19 protein-coding genes are annotated in these 22,795 nt (G+C 63.4%); 9 read left to right on the forward strand and 10 right to left on the reverse strand.

Going from position 1 to position 22,795, the window contains the following annotated elements:
* Positions 1–81 precede the first annotated feature (81 nt).
* From NKI67_RS15960 to NKI67_RS15980, 5 genes are all read left to right on the forward strand, one after another.
* Positions 82–2,271, forward strand: a complete 2,190-nt coding sequence (locus NKI67_RS15960) for a Z1 domain-containing protein (protein WP_352645932.1) — start codon at positions 82–84, stop codon at positions 2,269–2,271.
* Complete coding sequence (locus tag NKI67_RS15965; protein WP_352645934.1) at positions 2,268–3,251, forward strand: PD-(D/E)XK motif protein; 984 nt, start codon at positions 2,268–2,270, stop codon at positions 3,249–3,251. The genes NKI67_RS15960 and NKI67_RS15965 overlap by 4 nt, the downstream gene beginning before the upstream one ends.
* Positions 3,252–3,346: 95 nt before the next feature.
* Positions 3,347–3,529 carry a dihydrofolate reductase family protein gene (locus NKI67_RS15970; protein ID WP_352646021.1) on the forward strand — a complete coding sequence of 61 codons (183 nt, stop codon included), beginning with the start codon at positions 3,347–3,349 and terminating at the stop codon, positions 3,527–3,529.
* A gap of 175 nt (positions 3,530–3,704) precedes the next feature.
* Complete coding sequence (locus tag NKI67_RS15975; protein ID WP_352645935.1) at positions 3,705–5,435, forward strand: adenylate/guanylate cyclase domain-containing protein; 1,731 nt, start codon at positions 3,705–3,707, stop codon at positions 5,433–5,435.
* 232 nt (positions 5,436–5,667) lie between these two features.
* Positions 5,668–6,204: a dihydrofolate reductase family protein gene (locus NKI67_RS15980; RefSeq protein ID WP_352636569.1), complete on the forward strand. Its 537-nt coding sequence runs from the start codon at positions 5,668–5,670 to the stop codon at positions 6,202–6,204.
* Between the two features lie 218 nt (positions 6,205–6,422).
* Here the strand turns inward: NKI67_RS15980 and NKI67_RS15985 are convergent, their stop codons facing one another.
* Complete coding sequence (locus tag NKI67_RS15985; protein WP_352645938.1) at positions 6,423–7,334, reverse strand: LysR family transcriptional regulator; 912 nt, start codon at positions 7,332–7,334, stop codon at positions 6,423–6,425.
* A 147-nt stretch (positions 7,335–7,481) separates the two neighbouring features.
* Between NKI67_RS15985 and NKI67_RS15990 the strand changes: the two genes are divergently transcribed.
* Positions 7,482–8,378 carry an MBL fold metallo-hydrolase gene (locus NKI67_RS15990; RefSeq protein ID WP_352645939.1) on the forward strand — a complete coding sequence of 299 codons (897 nt, stop codon included), beginning with the start codon at positions 7,482–7,484 and terminating at the stop codon, positions 8,376–8,378.
* An 89-nt stretch (positions 8,379–8,467) separates the two neighbouring features.
* Here NKI67_RS15990 and NKI67_RS15995 read toward each other — a convergent pair whose 3' ends face one another.
* The 5 genes from NKI67_RS15995 to NKI67_RS16015 form a co-directional block, all read right to left on the reverse strand.
* The gene (locus NKI67_RS15995; RefSeq protein WP_352645941.1) at positions 8,468–9,337 is read right to left on the reverse strand and encodes a patatin-like phospholipase family protein; all 870 of its coding nucleotides are present in this window, start codon (positions 9,335–9,337) and stop codon (positions 8,468–8,470) included.
* Positions 9,338–9,607: 270 nt separating this feature from the next.
* Positions 9,608–10,852 carry a M16 family metallopeptidase gene (locus NKI67_RS16000; protein WP_502909340.1) on the reverse strand — a complete coding sequence of 415 codons (1,245 nt, stop codon included), beginning with the start codon at positions 10,850–10,852 and terminating at the stop codon, positions 9,608–9,610.
* A 166-nt stretch (positions 10,853–11,018) separates the two neighbouring features.
* Entirely contained in the window at positions 11,019–12,383 is a 1,365-nt protein-coding gene (locus tag NKI67_RS16005) for a M16 family metallopeptidase (protein ID WP_352569777.1), read from the reverse strand.
* Positions 12,384–12,480: 97 nt separating this feature from the next.
* Entirely contained in the window at positions 12,481–13,035 is a 555-nt protein-coding gene (rsmD, locus tag NKI67_RS16010) for a 16S rRNA (guanine(966)-N(2))-methyltransferase RsmD (protein ID WP_352569776.1), read from the reverse strand.
* Entirely contained in the window at positions 13,016–14,920 is a 1,905-nt protein-coding gene (locus tag NKI67_RS16015) for a pseudouridine synthase (RefSeq protein ID WP_352569775.1), read from the reverse strand. Before NKI67_RS16015 ends, rsmD begins: the two co-directional genes overlap by 20 nt.
* Before the next feature lie 76 nt (positions 14,921–14,996).
* Between NKI67_RS16015 and NKI67_RS16020 the strand changes: the two genes are divergently transcribed.
* The gene (locus NKI67_RS16020; RefSeq protein ID WP_352479909.1) at positions 14,997–15,449 is read left to right on the forward strand and encodes a nucleoside deaminase; all 453 of its coding nucleotides are present in this window, start codon (positions 14,997–14,999) and stop codon (positions 15,447–15,449) included.
* 85 nt (positions 15,450–15,534) lie between these two features.
* On the opposite strand, the gene NKI67_RS16025 is transcribed toward NKI67_RS16020, so the two are convergent.
* Entirely contained in the window at positions 15,535–16,215 is a 681-nt protein-coding gene (locus NKI67_RS16025) for a hypothetical protein (RefSeq protein ID WP_352458053.1), read from the reverse strand.
* A 194-nt stretch (positions 16,216–16,409) separates the two neighbouring features.
* Positions 16,410–19,400, reverse strand: coding sequence for an isoleucine--tRNA ligase (ileS, locus tag NKI67_RS16030; RefSeq protein ID WP_352645947.1), 2,991 nt, complete (start codon positions 19,398–19,400; stop codon positions 16,410–16,412).
* Between the two features lie 298 nt (positions 19,401–19,698).
* Between ileS and NKI67_RS16035 the strand changes: the two genes are divergently transcribed.
* Complete coding sequence (locus tag NKI67_RS16035) at positions 19,699–19,914, forward strand: antitoxin Xre/MbcA/ParS toxin-binding domain-containing protein (protein WP_352569773.1); 216 nt, start codon at positions 19,699–19,701, stop codon at positions 19,912–19,914.
* Positions 19,915–19,949: 35 nt separating this feature from the next.
* Here NKI67_RS16035 and NKI67_RS16040 read toward each other — a convergent pair whose 3' ends face one another.
* Entirely contained in the window at positions 19,950–20,762 is an 813-nt protein-coding gene (locus tag NKI67_RS16040) for a MipA/OmpV family protein (protein ID WP_352569772.1), read from the reverse strand.
* A gap of 198 nt (positions 20,763–20,960) precedes the next feature.
* Positions 20,961–21,866, reverse strand: a complete 906-nt coding sequence (locus NKI67_RS16045) for an alpha/beta hydrolase (protein WP_352569771.1) — start codon at positions 21,864–21,866, stop codon at positions 20,961–20,963.
* 343 nt (positions 21,867–22,209) lie between these two features.
* Between NKI67_RS16045 and NKI67_RS16050 the strand changes: the two genes are divergently transcribed.
* The gene (locus NKI67_RS16050) at positions 22,210–22,764 is read left to right on the forward strand and encodes an HdeD family acid-resistance protein (RefSeq protein WP_352569770.1); all 555 of its coding nucleotides are present in this window, start codon (positions 22,210–22,212) and stop codon (positions 22,762–22,764) included.
* Positions 22,765–22,795 lie beyond the last annotated feature (31 nt).

The raw sequence follows: 22,795 nt of genomic DNA on the forward strand, positions 1-22,795 counted from the left end.
GGTCGCCTGGAGCGTCGTCTAAGGGCGGGAGGCCGGTGGCTGGCGGAACCGCTGGCGAGCCTGGCTTCAGAATCTGCGCGGGTGCTGCGCCACCTGCCCGACCCTCGAAAGCCGGAGCCCTTTCAGGGACGCGGTCTGGTCGTCGGTTACGTCCAGAGCGGCAAAACGGCCAACTATACCGCCCTTTCGGCACGCGCCGTCGACGCGGGCTATCGCCTGATCATTGTCCTTTCTGGCATACACGACGCCCTTCGCAACCAGACTCAAGCTCGGCTCGAGCGTGAGCTGGTCGGTCAGGGGGAGAGTGGTGGGCCGGCTTGGACGGTACTCACAGGCGAGACCGAAGATTTCAGAGACCCGGGTGTCGATTTCCTTGTACAACCTGGCGTCTTCTTAATCGTTGCCAAGAAGATCGTCCCTGTTCTCGAGCGCCTGGATGCGTGGCTAAAGACGGCGGGACCCTTGCTCGACGCCCTACCCATGCTTCTGATTGATGACGAGGCCGATCAGGCATCGATTAATACCCGCAGCAATCGCGCGCCGGACCCGTCGATGGATGACGAAGAGGAGGAGCCGGCACGAAGTCGCGACGGACCCACGCCCACTAACTCATTGATCCGCTCACTCCTCGGTCGTGCGACCAAGGCGGCCTATGTGGCCTACACAGCCACGCCTTTCGCCAACATCCTTATCGACCCATCCGCAACCGACCGACGGGTAGGCGACGACCTGTTCCCGAGGGACTTTGCGCTGCAGCTGCCCAGGCCCGAAGGCTATACGGGGACCGAAGAATTATTCGGCGTTAGTGCGCAGGGGCGGGACGTCTTTCGCCGCGTTGAAGACGAAGACGTCAGTGAACTGAAGCGAGCGGCGCGACGTCGGTCAGCCGCTCCGGTGGTTGCCGGCCCCCAGCAGGTACTTTTGCCGGACTCGCTTGCCGACGCGTTGATCGCCTTCTGTCTGGCAGGGGCGGTCCGCGAGCACCGGACCGGCTTGGCCGGCGAGCCTCATACCATGCTCGTTCATGTGAGTTCTCGCGTCCGGGATCAGGAGCGCGTAGCGGAGGCAATACGTTGTCAGCAGACTCTCTGGCTTGAGGCCCTGCGCCAAGGGCAGGACCTCAATGATTTATTCCGCGAGCAACTTGATCTTTGTTTTCGAGGTGTTGAACTGCCGGCTAGTCCGGAAGAAGTCGCCGCAGCGGCGCTCGAGGTGCTAAGGCGCGTCGATGTAGTCGAGCTCAACAGCGCCACCGGCGAGAACCTAGAGTATGATATGCGGCCAGATCGCCACGTTGTAGCGGTTGGCGGTAACCGCCTGTCTCGAGGTCTTACCCTGGAAGGGCTAACGATCTCGTATTTCCTTCGCACGGCCACTATGGCCGACACTCTGCTGCAGATGGCCCGCTGGTATGGTTTCCGCACGGACTATGAGGACCTAATTCGTATTTGGACGACAGACGGCATCGCCCATTGGTTCACGGAGTTGGCGCTCGTCGAGCAGTCCCTAAGAGATAGTCTGCAGTCACTCTATCGCGCGGGCCGGCGGCCTTCGGAGATGGCGATCCGGCTCCGGGCTCACAGCGGCCTCCTCCTAACAGCACGCAACAAGTCTGGCATGGCAGAGACGCTTCGGGAGTCTTGGTCGGGCGAGCATCCCCAGACGGTCATCCTTCCGCTCAGGGATCCGGTGCGTCTGCAGGCCAATCGCCTCCTGGCGGACCGACTCGTCGCGATGGCAGCTCCAGGCCGTGAACTGTCCGGCGGCTGGATTTTCCGAGACCTGTCGCCAGAGATCGTATGCGACTTCCTTAGGGCCTATCAGACGCATCCGGACACCGTCGCTCTCAGGGGCGACGACATCGCCGACTGGATCATGCGGCGCGTGGCCGAAGGTGAGTTGACTGAGTGGTCCCTGTTTTTGACCGGGGCACATGATGGTGCGTCTGTTGAAATCGGAGGTGTCTCCAGCCGCCTAGTGACGCGATCACGAAACAGTGCCGAGAGTATCGGAATCCTCATTGACCCTCGTCACGAAGGTGTCGATCTGGTGGGGGGGGCCGACGCCTTCCGCCGTGCATCTGGTAACTTTGACGCCGAAGCCATGCGTGCCGCTCGACCGGCCACTCAGGGACTGCTGCTCCTCTACCCACTAAACCCGGCGCCGTTGGAGGCACCGGGTGTCGACGCGGTTATTGCTATCGCGCTTAGCCTGCCGCAGACGTCGGATGGTCGATCGAACGCTATCGTCAATCGGGGTGTGGTCGGGTGAACAGCGAAGCCCTGATCGCAGCTTGGCGGGATCTGCGTGCCCGGAGGCCTCCCGGGGAAGAATTAAGCCCAACCACGACAGTCACACACTACGATGAGGAGACTGGCTTGGAACTGGCGGTCGACGCCGCTGGTGCGCTCCATCTGCTGGCCCCTGTAGCTGGTGCACCCAACCGCGAACTGCCACCGGATTACAACGGCCTTCGACTGCGCCAAGCCCGCCTAGGGGAAACGGAATGCCTCGACCTGCAGTCGCCTGCGGCGCATGAAGCTATGTTCGCCGCCCTCTGCGGCCAAGTCATCGAGGCTATTCATGGGGAGGGCCGCGACCCCTGGGCTGTCGCTATATCGATTGTGCGCAGCTGGCAATCCGCATGGAGACCGCTCCGTCAGCCGATGTCTCACAGAGAGCAGATTGGCTTAGTGGGTGAACTTCTGATGCTGCAGGTAGTGTGGCTTCCGGCGCTCGGGTCTGATGCAGTCTACCTCTGGAGCGGGCCTGACAAAGAACGTCACGACTTCGTCAGCGACCAAGTCCACATGGAGGTCAAAGCGACAACTCGCAGTCGTCATGAGCACGAAATTTCGCGAGTGGACCAGCTGATCGCACCCGAAGGCCGCAGGCTTCTTTTCGCCTCGGTCCAGTTAGAGGAGTCTACGGCTGGTGCGAAGTCGCTCGCCACTCTTATCGACGCTGTGATTGACGATATTCGCCGCGACGCAGCCGCCATCGACGGTTTCATGACGCGGCTGAACGCACTGAACTGGTCCGATGAAATGCGCCGCTCGCCCGACCTTGTACGGTTTCACATCAGGGATGTGCAAATTTTCGAAGTCGATGAGGAATTTCCGAGCCTACCACAGAATTTTCAGCTTCCTCCGGGCGTCCTGTCAATCCGTTATACTATCAGCTTAGCTAACCTGCCTGTTTTGGATTCTGCCGAGGTCCTAGCCGATATTTCTTCTCTCGCGTATAGCTGAGCCAGCGCCGTCCGCCTCCACCATAAGGAGCCCGCCATGCCAAACTCATCATCACCGAATTCATCAGCGTCGATGGCATCGCCGAGGTCGAGAAGCTGCCCAGCGTGACCTGGAACGATGAAATGAACAGGTTCAAGAAGGACGAGCTTGCCGACAGCGGCGCCATGCTTTTGGGGCGAACGACCTATGAGATCTTTGCCGGCTCGTGGCCTGAGGAGACCGGAGATTTTGCCGACCGGTTCAACGCGCTGCTGAATATATCGCCTCGACGAGCTTGACGCCGCGCGGATCCCTCCCGCGATTGATGCGAGTTCGCAGCCACCTGGCGGAAGGCGGAAGGTTCTGATCCGCCCTTTCTTGCTGCTGCGGTAGAAGACGTCTTGATTCAGCCACAAGCCCAAATTGCTGGATTTGGCAGCTCTGGAAGGATAAGCTTGGTTTTTGGTTCAAGCGATGGAACAGAGACTAGCCGCAATTCTGGCTGCCGATATGGCGGGCTACAGTCGGCTAATGGAGGCCGACGAATCCGGCACGCTCGCACGCCTTCGGACCCATCGCATAGAACTGGTCGATCCCGCCATCGCGAAGAACAAGGGCCGGATCATCAAGACCACCGGAGACGGCATGCTCGTTGAGTTCCAGAGCGTGACCGATGCCGTGAAATGCGCCGTGGAAATCCAACAGCGCATGAAACGGCGCAATTCGGATGTGCCGCAAGAACGGCGTATCGAATTCAGGATCGGCATAAATCTCGGCGACATCATTTTCGACGATGAGGATATTTTCGGCGACGGCGTCAATATTGCCTCGCGCATCGAGCAACTCGCCGACGTCGGCGGTATCTGCGTGACCGCAGCGGTGGCGACCCAAATTGCCGACCGTCTCGAAATTGCCATGGAGGACCTGGGCGAGAAGACGTTAAAGAACATCAGCCGCCCGGTTCGCCTCTATCGCGTTGGGTTTGATAGTTCTGTCCTGCCGGAAGTCGAGGCAAAGCGATCCATCTCGAAACCTTCGATAGTGGTGCTGCCATTCACCAACATGAGCGGCGACCCCGAGCAGGAATTTTTCGCGGACGGACTGACCGAGGACATCATCACCGAACTGTCCCGCCACCATGAGCTGTTCGTCATCTCGCGCAATTCCAGCTTCGTCTACAAGAACCGCGCCGTGAATGTGCGCGAGGTGGCCGAGAAACTCACCGTCCAATACCTGGTGGAGGGAAGCGTCCGCAAGATCGGCGACAGGGTGCGCGTGACGGTTCAGCTCATCGACACGGCGAATGACGCTCATATTTGGGCAGACAAGTATGACCGGAAGCTGGACGACATATTCGCGATTCAGGATGAGGTGACCGCGGCGATCGCAGCCACGCTGCCCGGTCGTGTCGAGGCGGCTCAGCGGGACCAGCTCGCGCGGGCGAAACCTGCAAACATGGCCGCGTATGAATGTGTGCTTGCTGCCAAGGTGCTGCATCACCGAAGCACGATTGCGGATAATGAACGCGCGCAAACCTTGATAGAAAGGGCCGTCACGCTCGACGCCGATTATGCCCATGCCCATGCCTGGCGGGCCTGCATTCTTGGCCAGGCCTGGGTCCATAACTGGTGCGAAGACAGGGATGCCATCTGGAACAACATCATGGCGGCGCTGGACAGGGCGCTGGCGCTGGACAACAACGATGCCGATGTCCACCGCATTCTCGCGGCAGTGAACGTGAACAACAATGAGCTGACCACAGCGCGCTACCATCAAGAGCGGGCGCTGGCCCTCAATCCCAATTACGACCTCGTGGTGGTGCAGCAAGGCGAGTTATTGACGTGGCTGGGGAGGCCGGAAGAGGGAATTGAATGGATCCGCAAGGCAATGCAGTTGAACCCGCACCACCCGGAGAGGTTCTGGAGCCATCTGGGAAAGGCGCATTTCGCCGCGCGCCAGTATGGCGAGGCGATCGAAGCTTTCATGCATCTGTCAACCATGGACGCGGCTCAGCACGCTTTCGCCGCTGCCTGCTACGGCTGGCTCGGCGACGAAATCGCGGCCGCGGCGCATCTAGGCAAGATCAGAACGCTCGATCCCCAATTCGACCTCGAGTCATTCATCGCCACCCTGCACTTTGCCCAGGAGTCTGATGTGCAGCACGTCCGCGAAGGACTGCTGAAAGCCGGAATTGCCCACCTGTAGCCAGCCCGTGACTACGACCCAGATCCAATCGGGGACAGGCAAAAAAAAGACCGGCCCCCGATGCGGACCTTGTGGCATGACCGAACGACGGGCAGGTCGGAGAAGCTTTTCCCACGGTATCGGTCTTTGGAAGCGAACAGGGAAAACCCTCCCCCTGAAACAGCGCCGCGCTAGTTGACGGCGCATGTCGCATAAGCCCGCGCCATTCGGCCCTGCCAGAAAGGAACCCGCCATGAGAAAACTCATCATCACCGAATTCATCAGCGTCGATGGCATTGCCGAAGTCGAGAAGCTGCCGAGCGTGGCCTGGAACGATGAGATGCAAAAGTTCAAGGACGACGAGCTTGCCGACAGCGGCGCCATGCTGTTGGGGCGCACGACCTATGAGATTTTTGCCGGCTCGTGGCCCAAGGAGACCGGAGACTTCGCCGACCGCTTCAACGCACTGCCGAAATATGTCGCCTCGACCAGCTTGCAGGCGCTCGACTGGCAGCCGGCCGAGCTGCTGCAGGGCGCGTTGCCGGAAGCGGTCAGAGGGCTGAAGCAAGGCAGCGGTGGCAACATCTATGTGCATGGCAGCCTCAGCGTCGCGCAGGAATTGCTGCGCCACGGCCTGGTCGACCGCATCAGGCTGCTCAGCTACCCAGGTGCCGTTGGCCAGGGCAAGCTGCTGTTCCCGCCTGGCGCACAATTGCCGCTCGAGCTGATCTCGGCCACGCAATTCGGCAACGGCGTGGTGGCGCTGGAGTATGCGGCGGGAAAGTCGTAATGAGCCAATCTCCCCCCTTGAGGGGGAGATGCCCGGCAGGGCAGAGGGGGTCGTCTCGCGTAATGCGCCAACCCCTACCGACGCAAGAGGGAGGCCGCGCCCGGTCGAACCGACCCCCTCTGGCCTGCCGGCCATCTCCCCCTCAAGGGGGGAGATCGCAGCTTCGGCCTTGGCGTGTCAGGCTCGCAAGCGTCCGACCAACAGCGGCCTCGCCCAAGCTATCGTCCCCGCCCCCGCCCGCCTGCCTCCAGCTTCTGCTCGGCCGCGATCAGCATCTCGACAAACCTCGTCACCTTGGGCGGGCGGAAGCGGGCGGCGGGGTAGACTGTGTAGATGCCGCCGGAGGGCAGCCGCCACTCGGGCAGGATCTGCACCAGCCGCCCGGCGGCCAGTTCGTCCCGCACCAAAAAGTCCGGCAGCACCGACAGGCCGGCGCCGGCGCGGACCGCTGCCAGCACTGCCGGCGTTGCGTCGATGGCGATCGTTGCCTGCATGCGCACGGCCTGCTGCTCGTCATCGCCGCGCGAAAATTGCCATAGCAGCGGTTCGCGCAGCGCCATGTTGGCGACGAAGGGCAGCCCGGCGAGGTCTTGCGGTTCGCCGGCGGTGAACCGGCCTGCAAAGCCGGCGCCGCATACCATGAATTGTTGGAAGGTGCCGATGCGCCGGGCCTGCAGGCTGGAGTCGGCCAGCCAGCCGACGCGGATGGCCACGTCGATGTGGCCGGAAACCAGGTCGATCGTCTCGTCGCCCAGCGTCAACTCCACCCGGCAGGCGGGATAGCGCGCGCTGAAGGCGGCGACCACCGGCACCACCGCCGATGTGCCGTAGTCGTTGGACGCGGCGATGCGCAGCGTGCCAGTCGGCTCGGCGGTGGCCTGCGCGAGCTCGTCGAATGCATCCTCGGCCTGCTGCAGGACCTGCAGGCAGCGGGCATGGAACGTTCGGCCGGCCTCGGTCGGATGGACGCGCCGCGTCGTGCGGATCAGCAGCGTCGTTCCGACATCGCGCTCCAGCCGCGCCACCTGCTGGCTGACCACCGCCTTGGTGATGCCCAGCCGCTCGGCGGCCCGCGTGAACGAGCCGGCATCGACCACCGCCGCGAAATAGGCCAGCCGGTTCAGGTTCATGCTTCGCTCATGGCAGAGGCAGTCTCATTGTCAGGCAATGGCATACATTACGTCTATTTTGTCGGCCTTCAATACGCATTCCGCTTTTGCCATCTTGCGGGCATCGAGGCTGCGCGCCGCCGAGTTCCGCATTCCCAGGAGACATCCATGTTCACACGGAGAGCCATCATGAAAACCACCCTCGCCGCCGGCGCTGCCGCGGTCTTTGCTCCCGCCGGGCTTGGCCATGCGGCCGGCGGGCTTTCCTGGAAACATTTCCCCGCCGGGCAAAACGGCTTCTTCCGCGCCCCGGTGCTGGTCTCCGGCGCCGCCGAAGCCGTGCTGATCGATGGCGGTTTCACTTACCCCGACGGCCGGGCCGTGGCCGAGGCGATCAAGGCGACCGGCAAGACGCTCACCACCATCTATGTCAGCCAGTCCGACCCGGACTATTATTTCGGCCTCAAGCCGATCAAGCAGGCGTTCCCGCAGGCACGGGTGATCGCCGCGGCCGAGACGGTGGCCGCCATCAACGGCAATGTCGAAAAGAAGCTCGCCGTCTGGGGGCCGCAGCTGAAGGAGAATGGCCCGCAGGCGCTGGCCGACATCGTCATCCCCGAAGCGTTCGACGGCCAGACGCTCAGCGTCGATGGCGAGAGCATCGAGATCGTCGGCGCGGAAGGCCTCGCCAACCGGCGCTATCTCTTCGTGCCGTCGCTGAATGCGGTGTTCGGCGGGGTGATGATCTTTGCCGGCGTGCATGTCTGGACCGCCGACACGCCGACCAGAGAACTGCGCGCCGCCTGGCTCGCCAATCTCGAAAAGATCGCGGCGCGCAAGCCGGCAATCGTCGTGCCCGGGCACATGACGCCTGAGGCCGCTACGGACCTTTCAGGCGTCGAGCACACCAAGACCTATCTCATCGCCTTCGAGGAAGAACTGGCCAAGGCCAAGGACGCGGCCGCACTGAAGAGCGCCATGGAAGCCCGCTTCCCCGGCCTCGGCATGGGCGTCGCGCTCGACATCGGCTCCAAGGTTGCCACCGGCGAGATGAAGTGGGGCTGAGACGGGCGCCAATCGCGAGCTGATCCGCGCCACTTACGAAGGATACGCTCATGGTCCAGCGGGCGCTGACGCCGGACGCTTGATTACGGTTATCCGCCGAGACGGTTCGTGCGCTTGCTGGCTTCGGCCTTGGCGCGGGCCTCGACCGCCTTCTCGATCTCGCGCTTCAGCTCGTCCTTGATCGCCACCGTCTCGGCCATCAGCGCCTCGACCTTCATGAAATCGAGCACCCGGTATTTCGACACCGCCGGCCTGATCAATATGTCGGGCCGGCTCTGGTTCAGCTTGCTGGCGATGATCGACTGCATCATCAGCTGCGTGGCGCCGAACATCAGGTCGACGGAGGTCGGAAATTTGCGGCCGGCCTCGGTTGGCGCGCCGACCACGTCGACGGCGATGATGATGTCGGCGTCGAGCTCGATCAGGTCGAACGGCACGGGATTGTAGATGCCGCCGTCGATCAGCAGCCTGCCGTCACGCATCACCGGACGGAACACCGCCGGGATCGCCGCCGAAGCGGCCAGCGCCGAATGCAGCTCGCCTTCGTCGAACACGGCGAGCTGGTGGCCATAAAAGTCCGTTGCCGTCACCTTCAGCGGTATCTTCAATTCGGCGAAGGTTTCGGGAATGGCGTCGGGCAGGAACGCCTTGAGGATGCGCTCGACATTGAACTGGCTGACCCGCAAGCCGCCCTGCAACGCTTCGGCAAAAGTGCCGGGCCGCGCCCGCCACATGCGCGTCGCCACTTCGGCGCGGCGGCCGAGGATCGAGCGCGTATAGTCGTGGATGTCCTTGCCGGTCATGCCCGAAGCCATGCCGGCGCCCATGATGGCGCCGATCGACGAGCCGGCGATTGCTGCCGGCCTTATGCCCAGCTCGTCCAGCGCCTCGATGACATGGATATGCGCCAGCCCACGCGCCCCGCCGCCGCCAAAGGCGATGCCGAAGCTAGGCGCCATTTTGGCTGCCCCATGTGGCGGAGCTATCGAATTTGGGCAAATGCCCCCTCGCCCGGATTGTCGGCAGTTTGCGGCCGTGGCGCGTCTTTCCTTCTCCCCTTGTGGGAGAAGGTGGATCGGCGCGGAGCGCCGAGACGGTTGAGGGGTGTTGGACGGAGCTCGGTCGATGCCAAGCTGGAGCACCCCTCATCCGTCGCCTTCGGCGACACCTTCTCCCACAAGGGGAGAAGGGGGAGCCAACCGGCGCAGGCCAGTGCGGGAAAAGTGGGCTCATCCCTTGCTTCCCAGCTTCGGCCCGACCACCATGACGGCCGGCTCGGCGGAGAGCAGCTTTTTCGCCACCGCTTTCACCTGGTCCAACGTCACCGCGTTTATCAGGGCGGCGCGGCGCTGCATGTAGTCGATGCCGAGCTTGCCGAGCTGAATCTCGAGCAGCGTTGAGGCGATCGCGCCGGAGGAATTCAGATTGTTGATGGCATAGGCGCCGATCATGTATTTCTTGGTCGCCGCCAGCTCGGCTTCGGTCGGCCCCTCCTCGGCCATGCGCTTGACCACGTCGCGCACCACGGCCAGTGTCTCGGCCGCCCTATCGGCGCGGGTCGAGGTGGTGATGGACAGCGCCTCGGAATGCTGGTGGTCGACGAGGTCGGAGCTGACGCTGTAGGCCAAGCCGCGCTTCTCGCGCACCTCGTCGAACAGCCGCGAGGTGAAGGTGCCGCCGCCGAGGATCTCGTTCATCAGCACCGCGGCGAAGAAATCCGGCGCATTCCGCTTCACGCCGGGATAGGCGAGTTGCAGCGAGGCCTGCGGCTGGTCGTAAACGACCTCGAGCTGCTGGCCGAGCTTCAGGTCGATGTCGGGAACGGGCGTAAGCGCCTGCTTTTCCGGCAGGCTGCCGAACACCAGGTCGAGCTTCTGCTTCAGCGTCTCGGCGTCGATGGCGCCGACCACCGCGACATGCAGGCCGTCACGGGCGAAACTTGCCTTGTGGAAGGCGCTGAGATCGGCCGGCGTAATCGTCGCGATGCTTTGCCTGGTGCCCTGGTCGGGCCGCGCATAGGGATGCGTGCCGTAGATCGCGTCCAGCCATTTGCGTTGGGCGAGCGTATCGGGATCGCGCTCGTTGGCGATGATGCCGGACAGGATCTGCGCGCGGATGCGGTCGATCGGCACCTGGTCGAAGCGCGGCTGGTTGACCGCCACCCGCAACAGGTCGAAGGCGCCGTCGCGCTGCTCGGCCAGCATGCGCATCGAGCCGTAGATGCCGTCGCGCTGCGCATCGAAGCTCATCTCGGCGCCGACATCGTCAAGCTTGATCTGGAAGGCCTCGCTGTCGAGGTTGCCGGCACCTTCGTCGAACAGGCCGCTCATCAGATTGGCAAGCCCTTCCTTGCCGGGCGGATCCTGCGTCGCGCCGCCATCGAAAACGAAGCGGATAGCGACGATCGGCACCGAATAATCCTCCACCAGCCAGGCGGTGATGCCCTTCGACGAGGTCACCTCCTGGATGTTCACGGCGGCGCGAGCGGAAAGCGCCGGCAGGATGACAAAGAGAAGGGAGAGGAACAGGGTTGCTAGAAGAGGGCCGGCGTGCGGGCGCTTCCCTTCTCCCCTTGTGGGAGAAGGGGAGGAGCCCACGAGGGGAGAAGGCAGAGCGGGACCATGCTGGCTCATCATCAAATCAATTCCCAGCTTGGGTTTGCGGCAGAAGATAGCCGGTCGTTGCGTGGTCGAGATTGAGATAGCGGGCAGCGACCGCCTTGACCTGGTCGGCGGTGACCTTGCGGATGCGGTCCGGCCATTGCTGGACGTTCTGGACGTTACCGCCTGTGGCGAGCGTCGAGCCGTAGATGTTGGCCATGTCCTCCTGCTTGTCGCGGGCAAAGATCATCGAGCGTACGAAACGGTCCTTGGATTTTTCCAGCTCGTCGCTGGTGACGCCGTCTTTCGCGATGCGGGCGATCTCGGCGTCGACCGCGGCCTCGATGTCGGCAAGCTTGGCATCGCCGCGCGGCGCGCCGTAGACGGTGAAATTGGTGTCGTCGAGCATGGTGCCCTGGAAGAAGGCGCCGGCCTCGGCGGCGATGCCTTGCCTGACGACAAGCTCCTGGTAGAGCCGGCTGCGGTTGCCGCCGCCGAGGATTTCGGACAGCACGTCGAGCGCTTCGGCTTCGCCGGGCTTTGCCGTGTGATAGGACGGAACCACCCATTGCGTGGTAAAGCTCGGCACGCTGACGCGCCCGTCGGTCAGCGTCACCGTGCGCCTGGTGTTCTGCTCGGGCTCGACGGGGCGGATGCGCGGCGGCAAGTCCGGGCCGCGCGCGATCTTGCCATAGGTCTTTTCGGCCAGCGCCTTGACCGTTTTCGGCTCGACATCGCCGGCCACCACCAGCACGGCGTTATTGGGTGTATAATATTTGTTGTAGAAGGCCATCGCGTCGGTGCGGTTCAGCTTCTCCATCTCCTGCATCCAGCCGATGACCGGAATGCGGTACGGCTGGTTCTGCCACAGCGTGGCGTCGATCTCCTCGTCGAGCACCGCCTGCGGATTGCTATCGATGCGCGAGCGGCGCTCCTCGAGGATGACGTCGCGCTCGGTTTTGATGACGTCGTCGTTGAGGATGAGATTGCGCATGCGGTCGGCCTCGAAGCCCATCATCTCACCGAGCGCCTGAGGCACCACCGTCTCGTGAAAGGCGGTGTAGTCGTAGGAGGTGAAGGCGTTGTCCGAACCGCCGATGGCGGCGACGGCACGGTCGAGCTCGCCCGCCGCATGGTTGCTGGTCGCCTTGAACATCAGATGCTCGAAGAAATGGGCAATGCCGGACTTGCCCGGCGGCTCGTCGGCGCTGCCGATCTTGTACCAGACCATATGGGTGACGATGGGGGCGCGGTGATCGGGGATGACGACGACCTCCATGCCATTGTCGAGCAGGAAATCGGTGACGACGCCATCGTCAGGATTGTTATCCGCCAGAGCCGGCGCGGCCATCACCAGAGCCAGTCCCAAGAGCGTTCCGCGCAGCCATTCAGCCTGAAATGTCATAGATGGCTCCGGTTTGTAGTGGGACGATAGGCGGGGTTGCTGGTCGAGGCAAAACGAATTGTTCGTCATTTTGAAGGCGCCATCGTGGAAGCCGAACTCAGGCGGCCTCGATGAACCGGATGACCGTCTCGCCATAGTTGCGCTCGTCGACAACCGAAAAGCCCGACCCTGCCTCGAACGGCGCCGCCGCCGCTTCCTCGACGACGCAGAGCGCGCCGGGGGCGAGCCAGCCGCCTGCTTTGGCCGAGCGCAAGGCGCGTTCGCCAAGGCCTTTGCCATAGGGCGGATCGGCAAAGACCATGCCGAATGCGGCGATGGTGCCCGCCTCGCCCAAGCCCGTCGCGTCGCGGCGGAAAATCTTGGTGCGGCCGGTGAGGCCGAAGGCCTCGACATTGGTGCGGATCAGGCCGCGCCCTTCGGCGGATTCCTCGATGAAGACAGCGTAGGAGGCGCCGCGCGACAGCGCTTCGAGGCCGAACGCGCCGGTGCCGGCGAACAGGTCGAGCACGCGCGCGCCGTCCAGTCTTTCGGGAAAGCGATGCGCCAGCACGTTGAAGACCGCCTCACGCGTGCGGTCGGTGGTCGGGCGGATGGCAAAGGTGCGGGGCGTCGCCAGCGGACGCCCGCGAAACTCACCGCCGACGATCCGCATTGCTTCCTTTCGGGCCGCCGCGCGGCCGGTCGCCACCGCCATCCGGGCGCTCGCCGCGCGGTTTGCCGAACGGCTTTGCACCGCCGCCTTGCGGCTTGCCGCCGGGCTTGCCGTAAGACGGCTTGAACGATGCCTTGCGCGCCTTGTTTTCTGCCGCCTTGGCGGCGTCTGCCTCCGCCCTGCCCTTGCCGATCGGCCGTGCGCCCGGCGCCATCCAGACATTGGCCTTGCGCTGGCCCGGCGGCTCGATCGGCCGCTGCTCGCGTTCGGATTTTTTCCCACCGAAGCCGCCACGAGGCTTGTCGCCACGGGGTTTGTCCCCGAAGTCGCTGCGTTCAGGTCTGGGGCCACGCTCGCCAAAGCTCTTTTTTGGCCCAAAGCTCCTGTCAGGGCTTGTCGACAGCTTGCCGAGCGCTTCGTCGCGGCTGCCCTCGCGCCGCTTGCGGTTCTTGATCAGGCCGCCCTCGCCGATCGGCCGGCGTTCGCCGTCGCGGGTGAATTTCGGCCGCTCGGGCTCCTCCTCGCGCTCACGCCTGACCGGCTTGTTGGAAAACGGCTTGGCGATATCGGCATCGAAATTGGCGCCGGACTCTTCGACCAGGCGCTCGCCGAGCTGGTCGCGCAGCACGCGGCCCTTGATCTCCAGCACATGGCCTTCCGGCAAATCGTCGAGCTGGAACGGCCCGTAGGAAATGCGGATCAGCCGCGTCACGTCGAGACCGAGCGCGCCCAGGATGTTCCTGACCTCGCGGTTCTTGCCTTCGCGCAGGCCGAGTGTCAGCCAGGCGTTCGAACCCTGCTCGCGGTCGAGCGTCGCCTCGATGGCGCCATAAAAGACACCGTCGACGGCAATGCCTTCGCGCAGCCCTGCAAGCGCGCTTTCCTCGACCTTGCCGTGGACGCGCACGCGGTAGCGTCGCAACCAGCCGGTCGCCGGCAGTTCGAGCACGCGCGACAGGCCGCCATCATTGGTGAGCAGCAGCAGGCCTTCGGTGTTGATGTCGAGCCGGCCGATGGTCATCAGCCGCGGCAGCCCGGGCGGCAGCACGTCGAAGACGGTCTTGCGGCCCTCGGGATCGCGGTTTGTCGTGACCACGCCGGCCGGCTTGTGGAACAGGAACAGCCTGGTGCGCTCGATCGGCGGAATCTCCATGCCGTCGAGATGGATGATGTCGCCAGGCATGACGTTGAAGGCCGGCGAGGACAACACCTTGCCATTGACCTTGACGCGGCCGGCCGCAATCAGTTCCTCGGCGTCGCGGCGCGAGGCCAGGCCGGCACGCGCCAGCCGCTTGGCAATGCGTTCGCCGGCTTCTTCCGTTGCCTCGACGCGACGCGGGCGCGGCTTGAAGCCGCCTTCCGATGCCACCTGTGCCCTTTGTGCCCCTTGCGGTCGATCGCCGCCAAAATCACGCTTGGGACGGTCGAAGCGCCTCTCGCCGCGCTCGCTTTCGGCAGCTGCTGGCCGGTCGCCGCGCGGTGCGTAAGGCTTGCGCGGACCTTCGCGCTTTTCATAAGGCGTGCCCTCCGGACGCGGCCCTTTGCTGAACGGCCTGTCGCCGCCTTTGAAGTCGCGCTTCGGCCGCTCGCCTTCGGCAGCTGCCGGCCGGTCGCCGCGCGGCGCATAAGGCTTGCGTGGACCCTCGCGCTGTTCATAAGGCTTGCCTTCCGGACGCGGCCCTTTGCTGAACGGCCTGTCGCCGCCTTTGAAGTCGCGCTTCGGCCGTTCGCCTTCGGCCGCCGCCGGCCGGTCGCCGCGCGGAGCGTAAGGTTTTTTGGCGCCGAAGGGCGGCTTGCCGCCCTTGCCGGGAGCGCCATCGCGACCACGCGGCCCCCCCGGCTTCGGGCCGGCCTTGCGCGGGAATTTCTTGTTTTTGTCGTCCATGTGGCCTTTGCTCGTTTGCGCGGGTAGTAACAGGATCGCGCTCTAGTGGCGAGGAGATAATCGGAATGGAAACCGCGTGAAGCGGCAGGATTTCATGGCCCTGGCGCTGAAAGAAGCCGAAGCCGCCGCCCAGCGTGGCGAAGTGCCGGTTGGCGCGGTCGTCGTCGGCGGCGATACGGTCGTTGCGAGTGCCGGCAACCGCACCCGCGAGTTCGCCGATCCGACCGCCCATGCCGAGATGCTGGCGATCCGCGAGGCCTGCCGCAAGCTTTCCAGCGAGCGGCTCAGCGGCCACGATCTCTATGTGACGCTGGAGCCGTGCGCCATGTGTGCCGGCGCCATCTCCTTCGCCAGGCTGCGCCGGCTTTATTTCGGCGCTGCCGACGAGAAGGGCGGCGCAGTGGTCAACGGCGTTCGCTTCTTCACTTCACCGACCTGCCACCATGTGCCCGACATCTATCCGGGCATGGCCGAGAACGCTGCAGCAGCATTGCTGAAGGACTTTTTTCGCGAGCGACGCGGACCCTGATTTTCTGGTCCGGCAGACGGTCCAAATCCAAGTCAGCCAATCCAGCCAGCCAATTCAGGGCAAGGACGTCTCTGGCGCCGTCAGCCTACCAGGGCAGCCAGTCGAACATGCCGCCGCTCTTACTCTTGGCGGCCGCCTCCCTCTTGAGGCGGCGTTCCTTCTTGTACTCGTCCTCGCCGAGGTCACCCTGCGGCGCGGTGGCGGCGGCAGCGCGGTATTGCACCGGCGGCTCGCTCAGATATCTGCGGGTGGTCGGGTCGCCCTGTTTGCCTTCAGCCCGGCGGCGCATGATTTCCGCGGCGCGGCTCTTGTCCGAATCGGCCGGAGTCCAGGCTGGCGGATGGCTCGAGCCCGACTGCTTCAGCGCGGCCTTGACCGACGCCGGATCCGTCTGCACGTCATCGATGACCTGCGCCTGGTAGGCCGGGTCGTCCTGATGCAGGGTGGCATCGGCGCGCAGGCGGGCACGGCGCTGCTCCGGCGATTCGGGCCATTCGGCGCTTGCCGTCTCGATGCTTTCCTGCGGCGGCGGCAAGACTTCCTTCTGCCCCGGCCCTGGCTTCACCAGCGTGGGGCGCGGCTTGTAGTCGATACTATCCTTGCGCTTGGGTGCGAAGGAAAAAGCCCCGGTGAGGTCGCCGGCAAGCTGCGCGCCCGCGGTCTTGTCGGTCCCGTAAGTGGGCGAGCCCATGCAGCCGGACAAAGCGAGGCCCGATACGACAAGCGGCGCCAGCAGCGCAACGCGCGCGTAAGTTCTCTCGGTCATGCCAAAAAGTCCCACTGTAGACAGCCTCTCGATTGCCGCCGGCCAAAGAAAGGTCCGGTCCCCATCGCCTATGCTCTTCCGACGGAATTCCGGCGACAATTTGTCGTCCGGAGTTTCGCGTGTTTACCTCAACCACTCGTTAAGGGCAACGCGCGAGGGCCGATCGGCCCCCGCCGTGGCATTTGTGCACCGCCTCAAAGACGGCTCAAAGCCTTCAGCTCATGCAGAACAGCGGCGTCACGGGCCGAAACATCCGGGAATTCCGGATCTGAGCCGACATCGGCGGTGTAGCGCCAGGAGCGCGCGCACTTCACCAGGCCACGGTCCTCCGCCTTCTCGACGACCACGGCGACGCCCTTGACGTCGTCGAGGGTAAAGCTGCCCGCCGGCGCTTTGCCGTGCATGATAACCAGATCGCTGGTGATCGCCATCTCGGCCATGTCGACATCGGCGATCGCCGCTTCGAGCACGGCATCGTCGAGGGTGACGACCGGCACCGCTTCCAGCGAAGAGCCGATGACCTTCTGCGCACGGGCGATTTCCAACGCCCCGGTGACGACACGGCGGACCTGCCGCACCTTGCGCCACTTCTCCGCCAGCGCCTCGTTCTTCCAGTCCGCCGGGATCTCCGGGAACTGGTCGAGATGCAGAGAGACCGCATCCGGATGACGGTCGAGCCAAGCCTCTTCCATGGTGAAGGGCAGCATCGGCGCCAGCCATTTCACCAGGCAGTCGAAGAGATGGCGCACCACCTGCACGGAAGCCTTGCGCTTCACGCTGGAAGGCGCTTCGCAGTAAAGCGCGTCCTTGCGGATGTCGAAATAGAAGGCCGACAGCTCGATCACCATGAAGTCGAGCAGCGCGCGGGTGATGCGCTTGAATTCGAACGCGTCGTAGCCCGAGCGTACGACTTCATCGAGTTCAGCGAGCCGGTGCAGCATCAGCCGCTCCAGCTCCGGCATCTTGTCCAGCGGCACCTCCTCACCGTCGTCATGGGCGAGCGTGCCCAGCATCCAGCGGATGGTGTTGCGCAGCTTGCGGTAGGCGTCGATATTGGTCTGCAGCACGTTCTTGCCGAGCCGCTGGTCTTCCCAATAATCGGTCGTCACCACCCACAGCCGCAAGATGTCGGCGCCGGACTGCCTGATGACGTCCTGCGGCACGACGGTGTTGCCGAGCGACTTCGACATTTTCCGCCCCTCCTCATCCATGGTGAAGCCATGGGTGACGACGGTGTCGTAGGGTGCCCTGCCCCTGGTGCCGCAGCTTTCGAGCAGCGAGGAGTGGAACCAGCCGCGATGCTGGTCGGAGCCTTCGAGATAGACGTCGGCCGGCCATTTCAGGTCGGGCCGGTCCTCAAGCGTGAAGGCATGCGTCGAGCCTGAATCGAACCAGACATCGAGGATGTCCATGACCTGCTGCCATTTCGAGGCATCGTGATTGCCGAGGAACCGCTCCTTGGCGCCGGCGGCGAACCAGGCGTCGGCGCCTTCTTTCTCGAAGGCGTCCATGATGCGCTGGTTGACTGCCTCGTCGCGCAGCACATTGCCGTCGGCATCGGCAAAGACGGCGATCGGCACGCCCCAGGCGCGCTGGCGCGACAGCACCCAGTCGGGGCGCTCCTCGATCATGGCGCGGATGCGGTTCTGGCCGGCGGCGGGCACGAAGCGGGTATCGTCGATGGCTTTCAGGGCGCGGCTGCGCAGCGTCGTGCCGTCGCCAAGCTCCTTGTCCATATAGACGAACCATTGCGGCGTGTTGCGGAAGATGATCGGCTTCTTCGAGCGCCAGGAATGCGGATAGGAGTGCTTCAGGCGGCCGCGCGCGAACAGCGCGTTGCGCTTGATCAGCTTGTCGATGACAGCCTGGTTGGCGTTGCCCTTCTTGCCATTGTCGTCGATGACGCGCGCCGCTCCACCCTCGCAGTCCGGGCCGAAGCCCGGCGCGTCCTTGGTGAAGAAGCCGGCATCGTCGACGGTGAAGGGGATCGCGGTGTCGATGCCACGCTGGCGAAGATCAGAGGCAGCATCCATCCAGGCGTCGAAGTCTTCGCGGCCATGTCCCGGCGCGGTGTGGACGAAACCGGTGCCGGCATCGTCGGTGACGTGATCGCCGGCGAGCATCGGCACGGGAAAATCGTAGCCGCCGCCCAGAGCTTTGAGGGGATGCGAAAGCGTAAGGTTTTCAAGCTCTTCGGCGCCAACGCTGCGAAGCCGATTCAGAGTGACCTTGGCCTTCGCGGCAGCGTCGTCCGCAAGCTTCTCGGCAAAGATCAGCTTTTCGCCGGGCTGAGGACCAAAGGCGTTCTCGGCCGCGGTAACCTCGTAGAGACCATAGTTGATGCGCGGCGAGTAATTGACGGCGCGATTGCCGGGGATTGTCCACGGCGTCGTCGTCCAGATGACGACGTTGGCATCAAGCAGATCGAGCGACGTCTGCGTCAGCTTGGGATCCAGGGCTGGCTGCCCATCCTCGATGTTGATGACCTGGCGAGCGAGGCTGACGACCGGAAACTTCGCCCAGATCGTGTCCGACTCATAGTCCTGGTATTCGACCTCTGCCTCGGCCAGCGCGGTGCGCTCGACCACACTCCACATAACCGGTTTGGAGCCGCGATAAAGCTGGCCGGACATGGCGAATTTCAGCAGCTCGCCGGCGATGCGCGCCTCGGCATGGAAAGCCATTGTCGTATAGGGATTGTCGAAGTCGCCGACGACGCCGAGCCGCTGGAATTCGGAACCCTGCACCTTGATCCAGTGCGCCGCAAACTCGCGGCATTCCTGCCGGAACTCGTTGACCGGCACCTCGTCCTTGTTCTTGCCCTTAGCGCGGTACTGCTCCTCGATTTTCCATTCGATCGGCAGGCCGTGGCAATCCCAACCGGGTACATAGTTCGAGTCATAGCCGCGCATCTGGAACGAGCGGGTGATGACGTCCTTGAGGATCTTGTTCAGCGCATGGCCGATATGGATGTTGCCATTCGCATACGGCGGCCCGTCGTGCAGCACGTATTTTTCGCGGCCGGCTGCGTCTTCGCGCAACTTGCGGTAAAGGTCCATGTCCTGCCAGCGTTTGACCAGCAGCGGTTCCTTTTCCGGCAAACCGGCGCGCATCGGGAAATCCGTCTGCGGCAGGTAGAGCGTTTTGGAATAGTCGATCGTCTCGGCGGTCTCGGTATCAGTCATTCGTCTGCCATATGCGTTGCCCGGCGGCAAAAGAGCCCGGGCGTTGAACTATCATGATCTGGAAAAAGCGCGAGAGGCGCGCGCAAGATTCCCGGCGGCTCCGGCGGCGGTCAGGCCGCCCGGAACACCGGGCCTGTAATTCGTATCGCAGTCGCGAATGCGCTGATAAAGTGCGTCATGACCGGGCTTTTAAACGAGGCCGGCCCTATTGAAAAGCCCGAACTCTGATGCTTCCTCCTAGGAGCATGTACCAACTGCGGTTTACATTTCACAGTTAGCGCGCCGGAAGGAACGAAATGTGACTCTGACGATTACCGAGTCCGAACGCGCCCTGCGACTTCGTATTTCAACGATGGCGGATCGTGTTTTCGGCAACCATGAAAGGGCGCAGCGCTGGCTGCGCAAGCGAAGTCGGGTGCTCAACGAGGCGCCCATCAATCTCCTACAATCCGAAACAAGTGCGATGCTTGTGGAAGAGGAACTCAACCGCATCGCCTACGGCATAGTCGCCTGAGCCATGCGGCTGCGCGCAGTATATAACCTGCGACATCACATCGAGAAATCGAAGCGATAGGTCGTCGACATGCCGATCATGAACTGATCCCTGGAGCCGCGCTCCTTGACCAGGCTGGAATCGGCGGCCGGGCCCATCAGGCGGGAATATTCGCCGAACAGACTGGCCGTCATCGGCTCGGTCACCTTCCAGGTCACCGCGCCGCCCAGGCCCGCCGACTTCACCCCGCCACCGGGATGATATTCGCTGAGCCCCGAGGCCAGGGACTCCTCGGCATCAACGCCGTAATTGGCGTCGAAATAGTCCGATGAGGCGAACGAAACGCGCGGTCCGGCCGAAATCCTGACGTCGGGCGTCACATCGTAAAAGGCGTCGGCGGCGATGTCGGCGACAAAGCCGTTATGGGCACGAATGCCGTGCCGCAATTCGGCGCGGGCACGCAGCCAATCCAAAGGATAGAATTCGAAGAAGCCGCCGGCCTCGCCGCCCCAGCGCACCGGGTCGAGGCCTTTCAATTCGTCGGCGTCACCACCGTCGCGGGAAAACAGGAACTTGCCCGTCAGGCCGGCGCGGACGCCGCCATCGTCGATCAATGCCAATGAGATATTGTCGTTGCGCGAGGTGAAGCGCGCCGCGGGACCAGCCTTGCCGAGCGAGATGATCGGCGAGGCGCTGAGCAGGTACTTCTTGCCGCCCTCGAAATTCGGGGCAATCATGCCGGTGGCGCCGACCGTCAGGTACCAGTCTCCGGACAGCCAGCCGAAGGTGCCCTCGCCGGCCTTGGCAACGCCGCAGGTGGCGAGCATGAATGCGGCCAGGACCGCCGGGATCGTCGGGACAGACCGCATCGTTACTCCATACGTCGAACACATTGGCCGATACAACCAGCCTTGACTGAAGCCATGGCGCCAGTTCGGTAAAATTTGACTTAATATCCATGACATCGGCGGCGTTGGCCGGCCTGTTCCGCATTGCAGTCGACTGTTTGGCGCACCAAGATTCCAGATCAAGTGTTTGGAATACGATAGCAGTTGCCTCGGCAGGGGTTACAAACATTCGCGGACAAACATGCCTGCGCCGTGAAGAGCGCGGCGACCGGCGCTCAACCCCGCATTCCAAACCGGCCAAGCGTGAATCATATGCGGCCAAATTTCGAGACGTACTTTGACGTCCGCCGCGCCGGCGGCTTCGGCGAGCCGAGTTGCGTCAGACATCAGCGTCTCGGCCGAACCGGCTTGTATCAGCATTGGGGGAAATCCGCTCAGATCGGCGAACAAAGGCGAGATCAGCGGATCGCGCCGACCAACGCCATTGGGAACATAGGCCGTTGCCAGTTCCTCCAAATACGCCCGGTGGATGATAGGGTCGATTGCGTCGTTGGTTGATAGTGTCGCGCCGGACATCGAAAGGTCCGTCCAGGGCGAAACCAGCCAAAGACATCGCGGCAACGGCTCGCCTGCCGCACGCAATATACTGACCAGGCACAGGGTAAGGTTGCCGCCCGCACTGTCTCCGCCAATCACGATGCGGTCCGGCGCGATGCCTTGCCGCCTCAGAAAGCGCCATGCGGTGAGTGCGTCTTCATGTTGCGCAGGGAAAGGATGTTCCGGTGCGCGGCGATAGTCGATCGCGAGGGTGCGTATTCCCATTGCCCGACCTGCCTCGGTAACCATTCGACGATGACTTTTAAGGGAGCCGGAGCAGTAGCCACCACCGTGGAAAAAGAGCAGAACCTTGTCCCTGTCACTCCCAGGCGCCAGGGACCACTCGCCCGCGAGGCCATCGAAAACCACATGCTCGCATCGGATGTCCTCCGCGACTGGCCACACCGAACCGACTTCGTCGAGCCGTGCCCGGCGTTCGTCCCAGCGGACCGTTCGAGGCTTTGAGGTCAACAACCTGCGGACGGCGTTGATCTCCGTCAGATCGAGGTGTTCGTCCGCATCGCTCATTTTGCTTCCCTAGCCTCATCAAGCGTAGAAAACGGCATATAGCAGCAGCACACGTCATCGTATAAAGGGCCAATGCCAGCACTGGGAATTTTCGTTACACTTGCGCCGCGGCGAATACACGGGACGACGGGTCGCCCGTAAACCCGCTTGTTATCTTTTAGCACTGGCTCACCCCCCACATGATCGAATTATTCCATCTGGTATTTGGCCGCTTCGGGTCAAAAACGGAGGTCTAGCGGATCGCTCGGGAGTGTGGCGCTCACAGCCTGCTCGCTGGACGGGCAAGGCGATCGGCGCTACCTTCCGGAACAAAGAAGCTAGGCAACCTTGAGGGAGAAGGGCAATGACCGTGCACAGCGATGCCATGAAAGACGCCATTGGCCAGACGCGGGCGAAATGGGGATGGTTCGTCGCGCTCGGGGTGCTGCTGCTTGTCTTCGGCGGCATTGCCTTCGGCAATCTGTTCATCGCAACCGTCGCCTCGGTCTTTGTCGTGGGCTGGCTGATGCTGATGGCCGGCATTGTCGAGATCATCCATGCCTTCGGCGTGAAGACATGGGGCCGCTTCTTCTATTGGCTGCTCAGCGGCCTCCTCTACGCCGTCGCCGGCTTCTTCGCCTTCGACAATCCGGTCCTCGCCTCGACGGTGCTGACCTTCCTCCTGGCGGTCGCGCTGCTTGCCTCAGGCGTGCTCAGGGCCTGGGTCGGCTACAGCCACCGGCCGCAGCCGGGCTGGGGCTGGGTAGTCGCGGCCGGCGTCATCAGCGCGCTGGCGGGACTGGTCATCGCCATGGGCTGGCCGGTCAACAGCGTGTGGGTTCTGGGCCTGTTCCTGGCCGTCGACCTGATCTTCCAGGGCTGGACCTTCATCGCCCTTGGCTTGGCGCTGAAGAGATAAATTCTGGTTGAGCATGATCTTAATCGGAAAA

This window comes from Mesorhizobium sp. M0408 (assembly GCF_040321495.1).
Classification (GTDB): domain Bacteria; phylum Pseudomonadota; class Alphaproteobacteria; order Rhizobiales; family Rhizobiaceae; genus Mesorhizobium.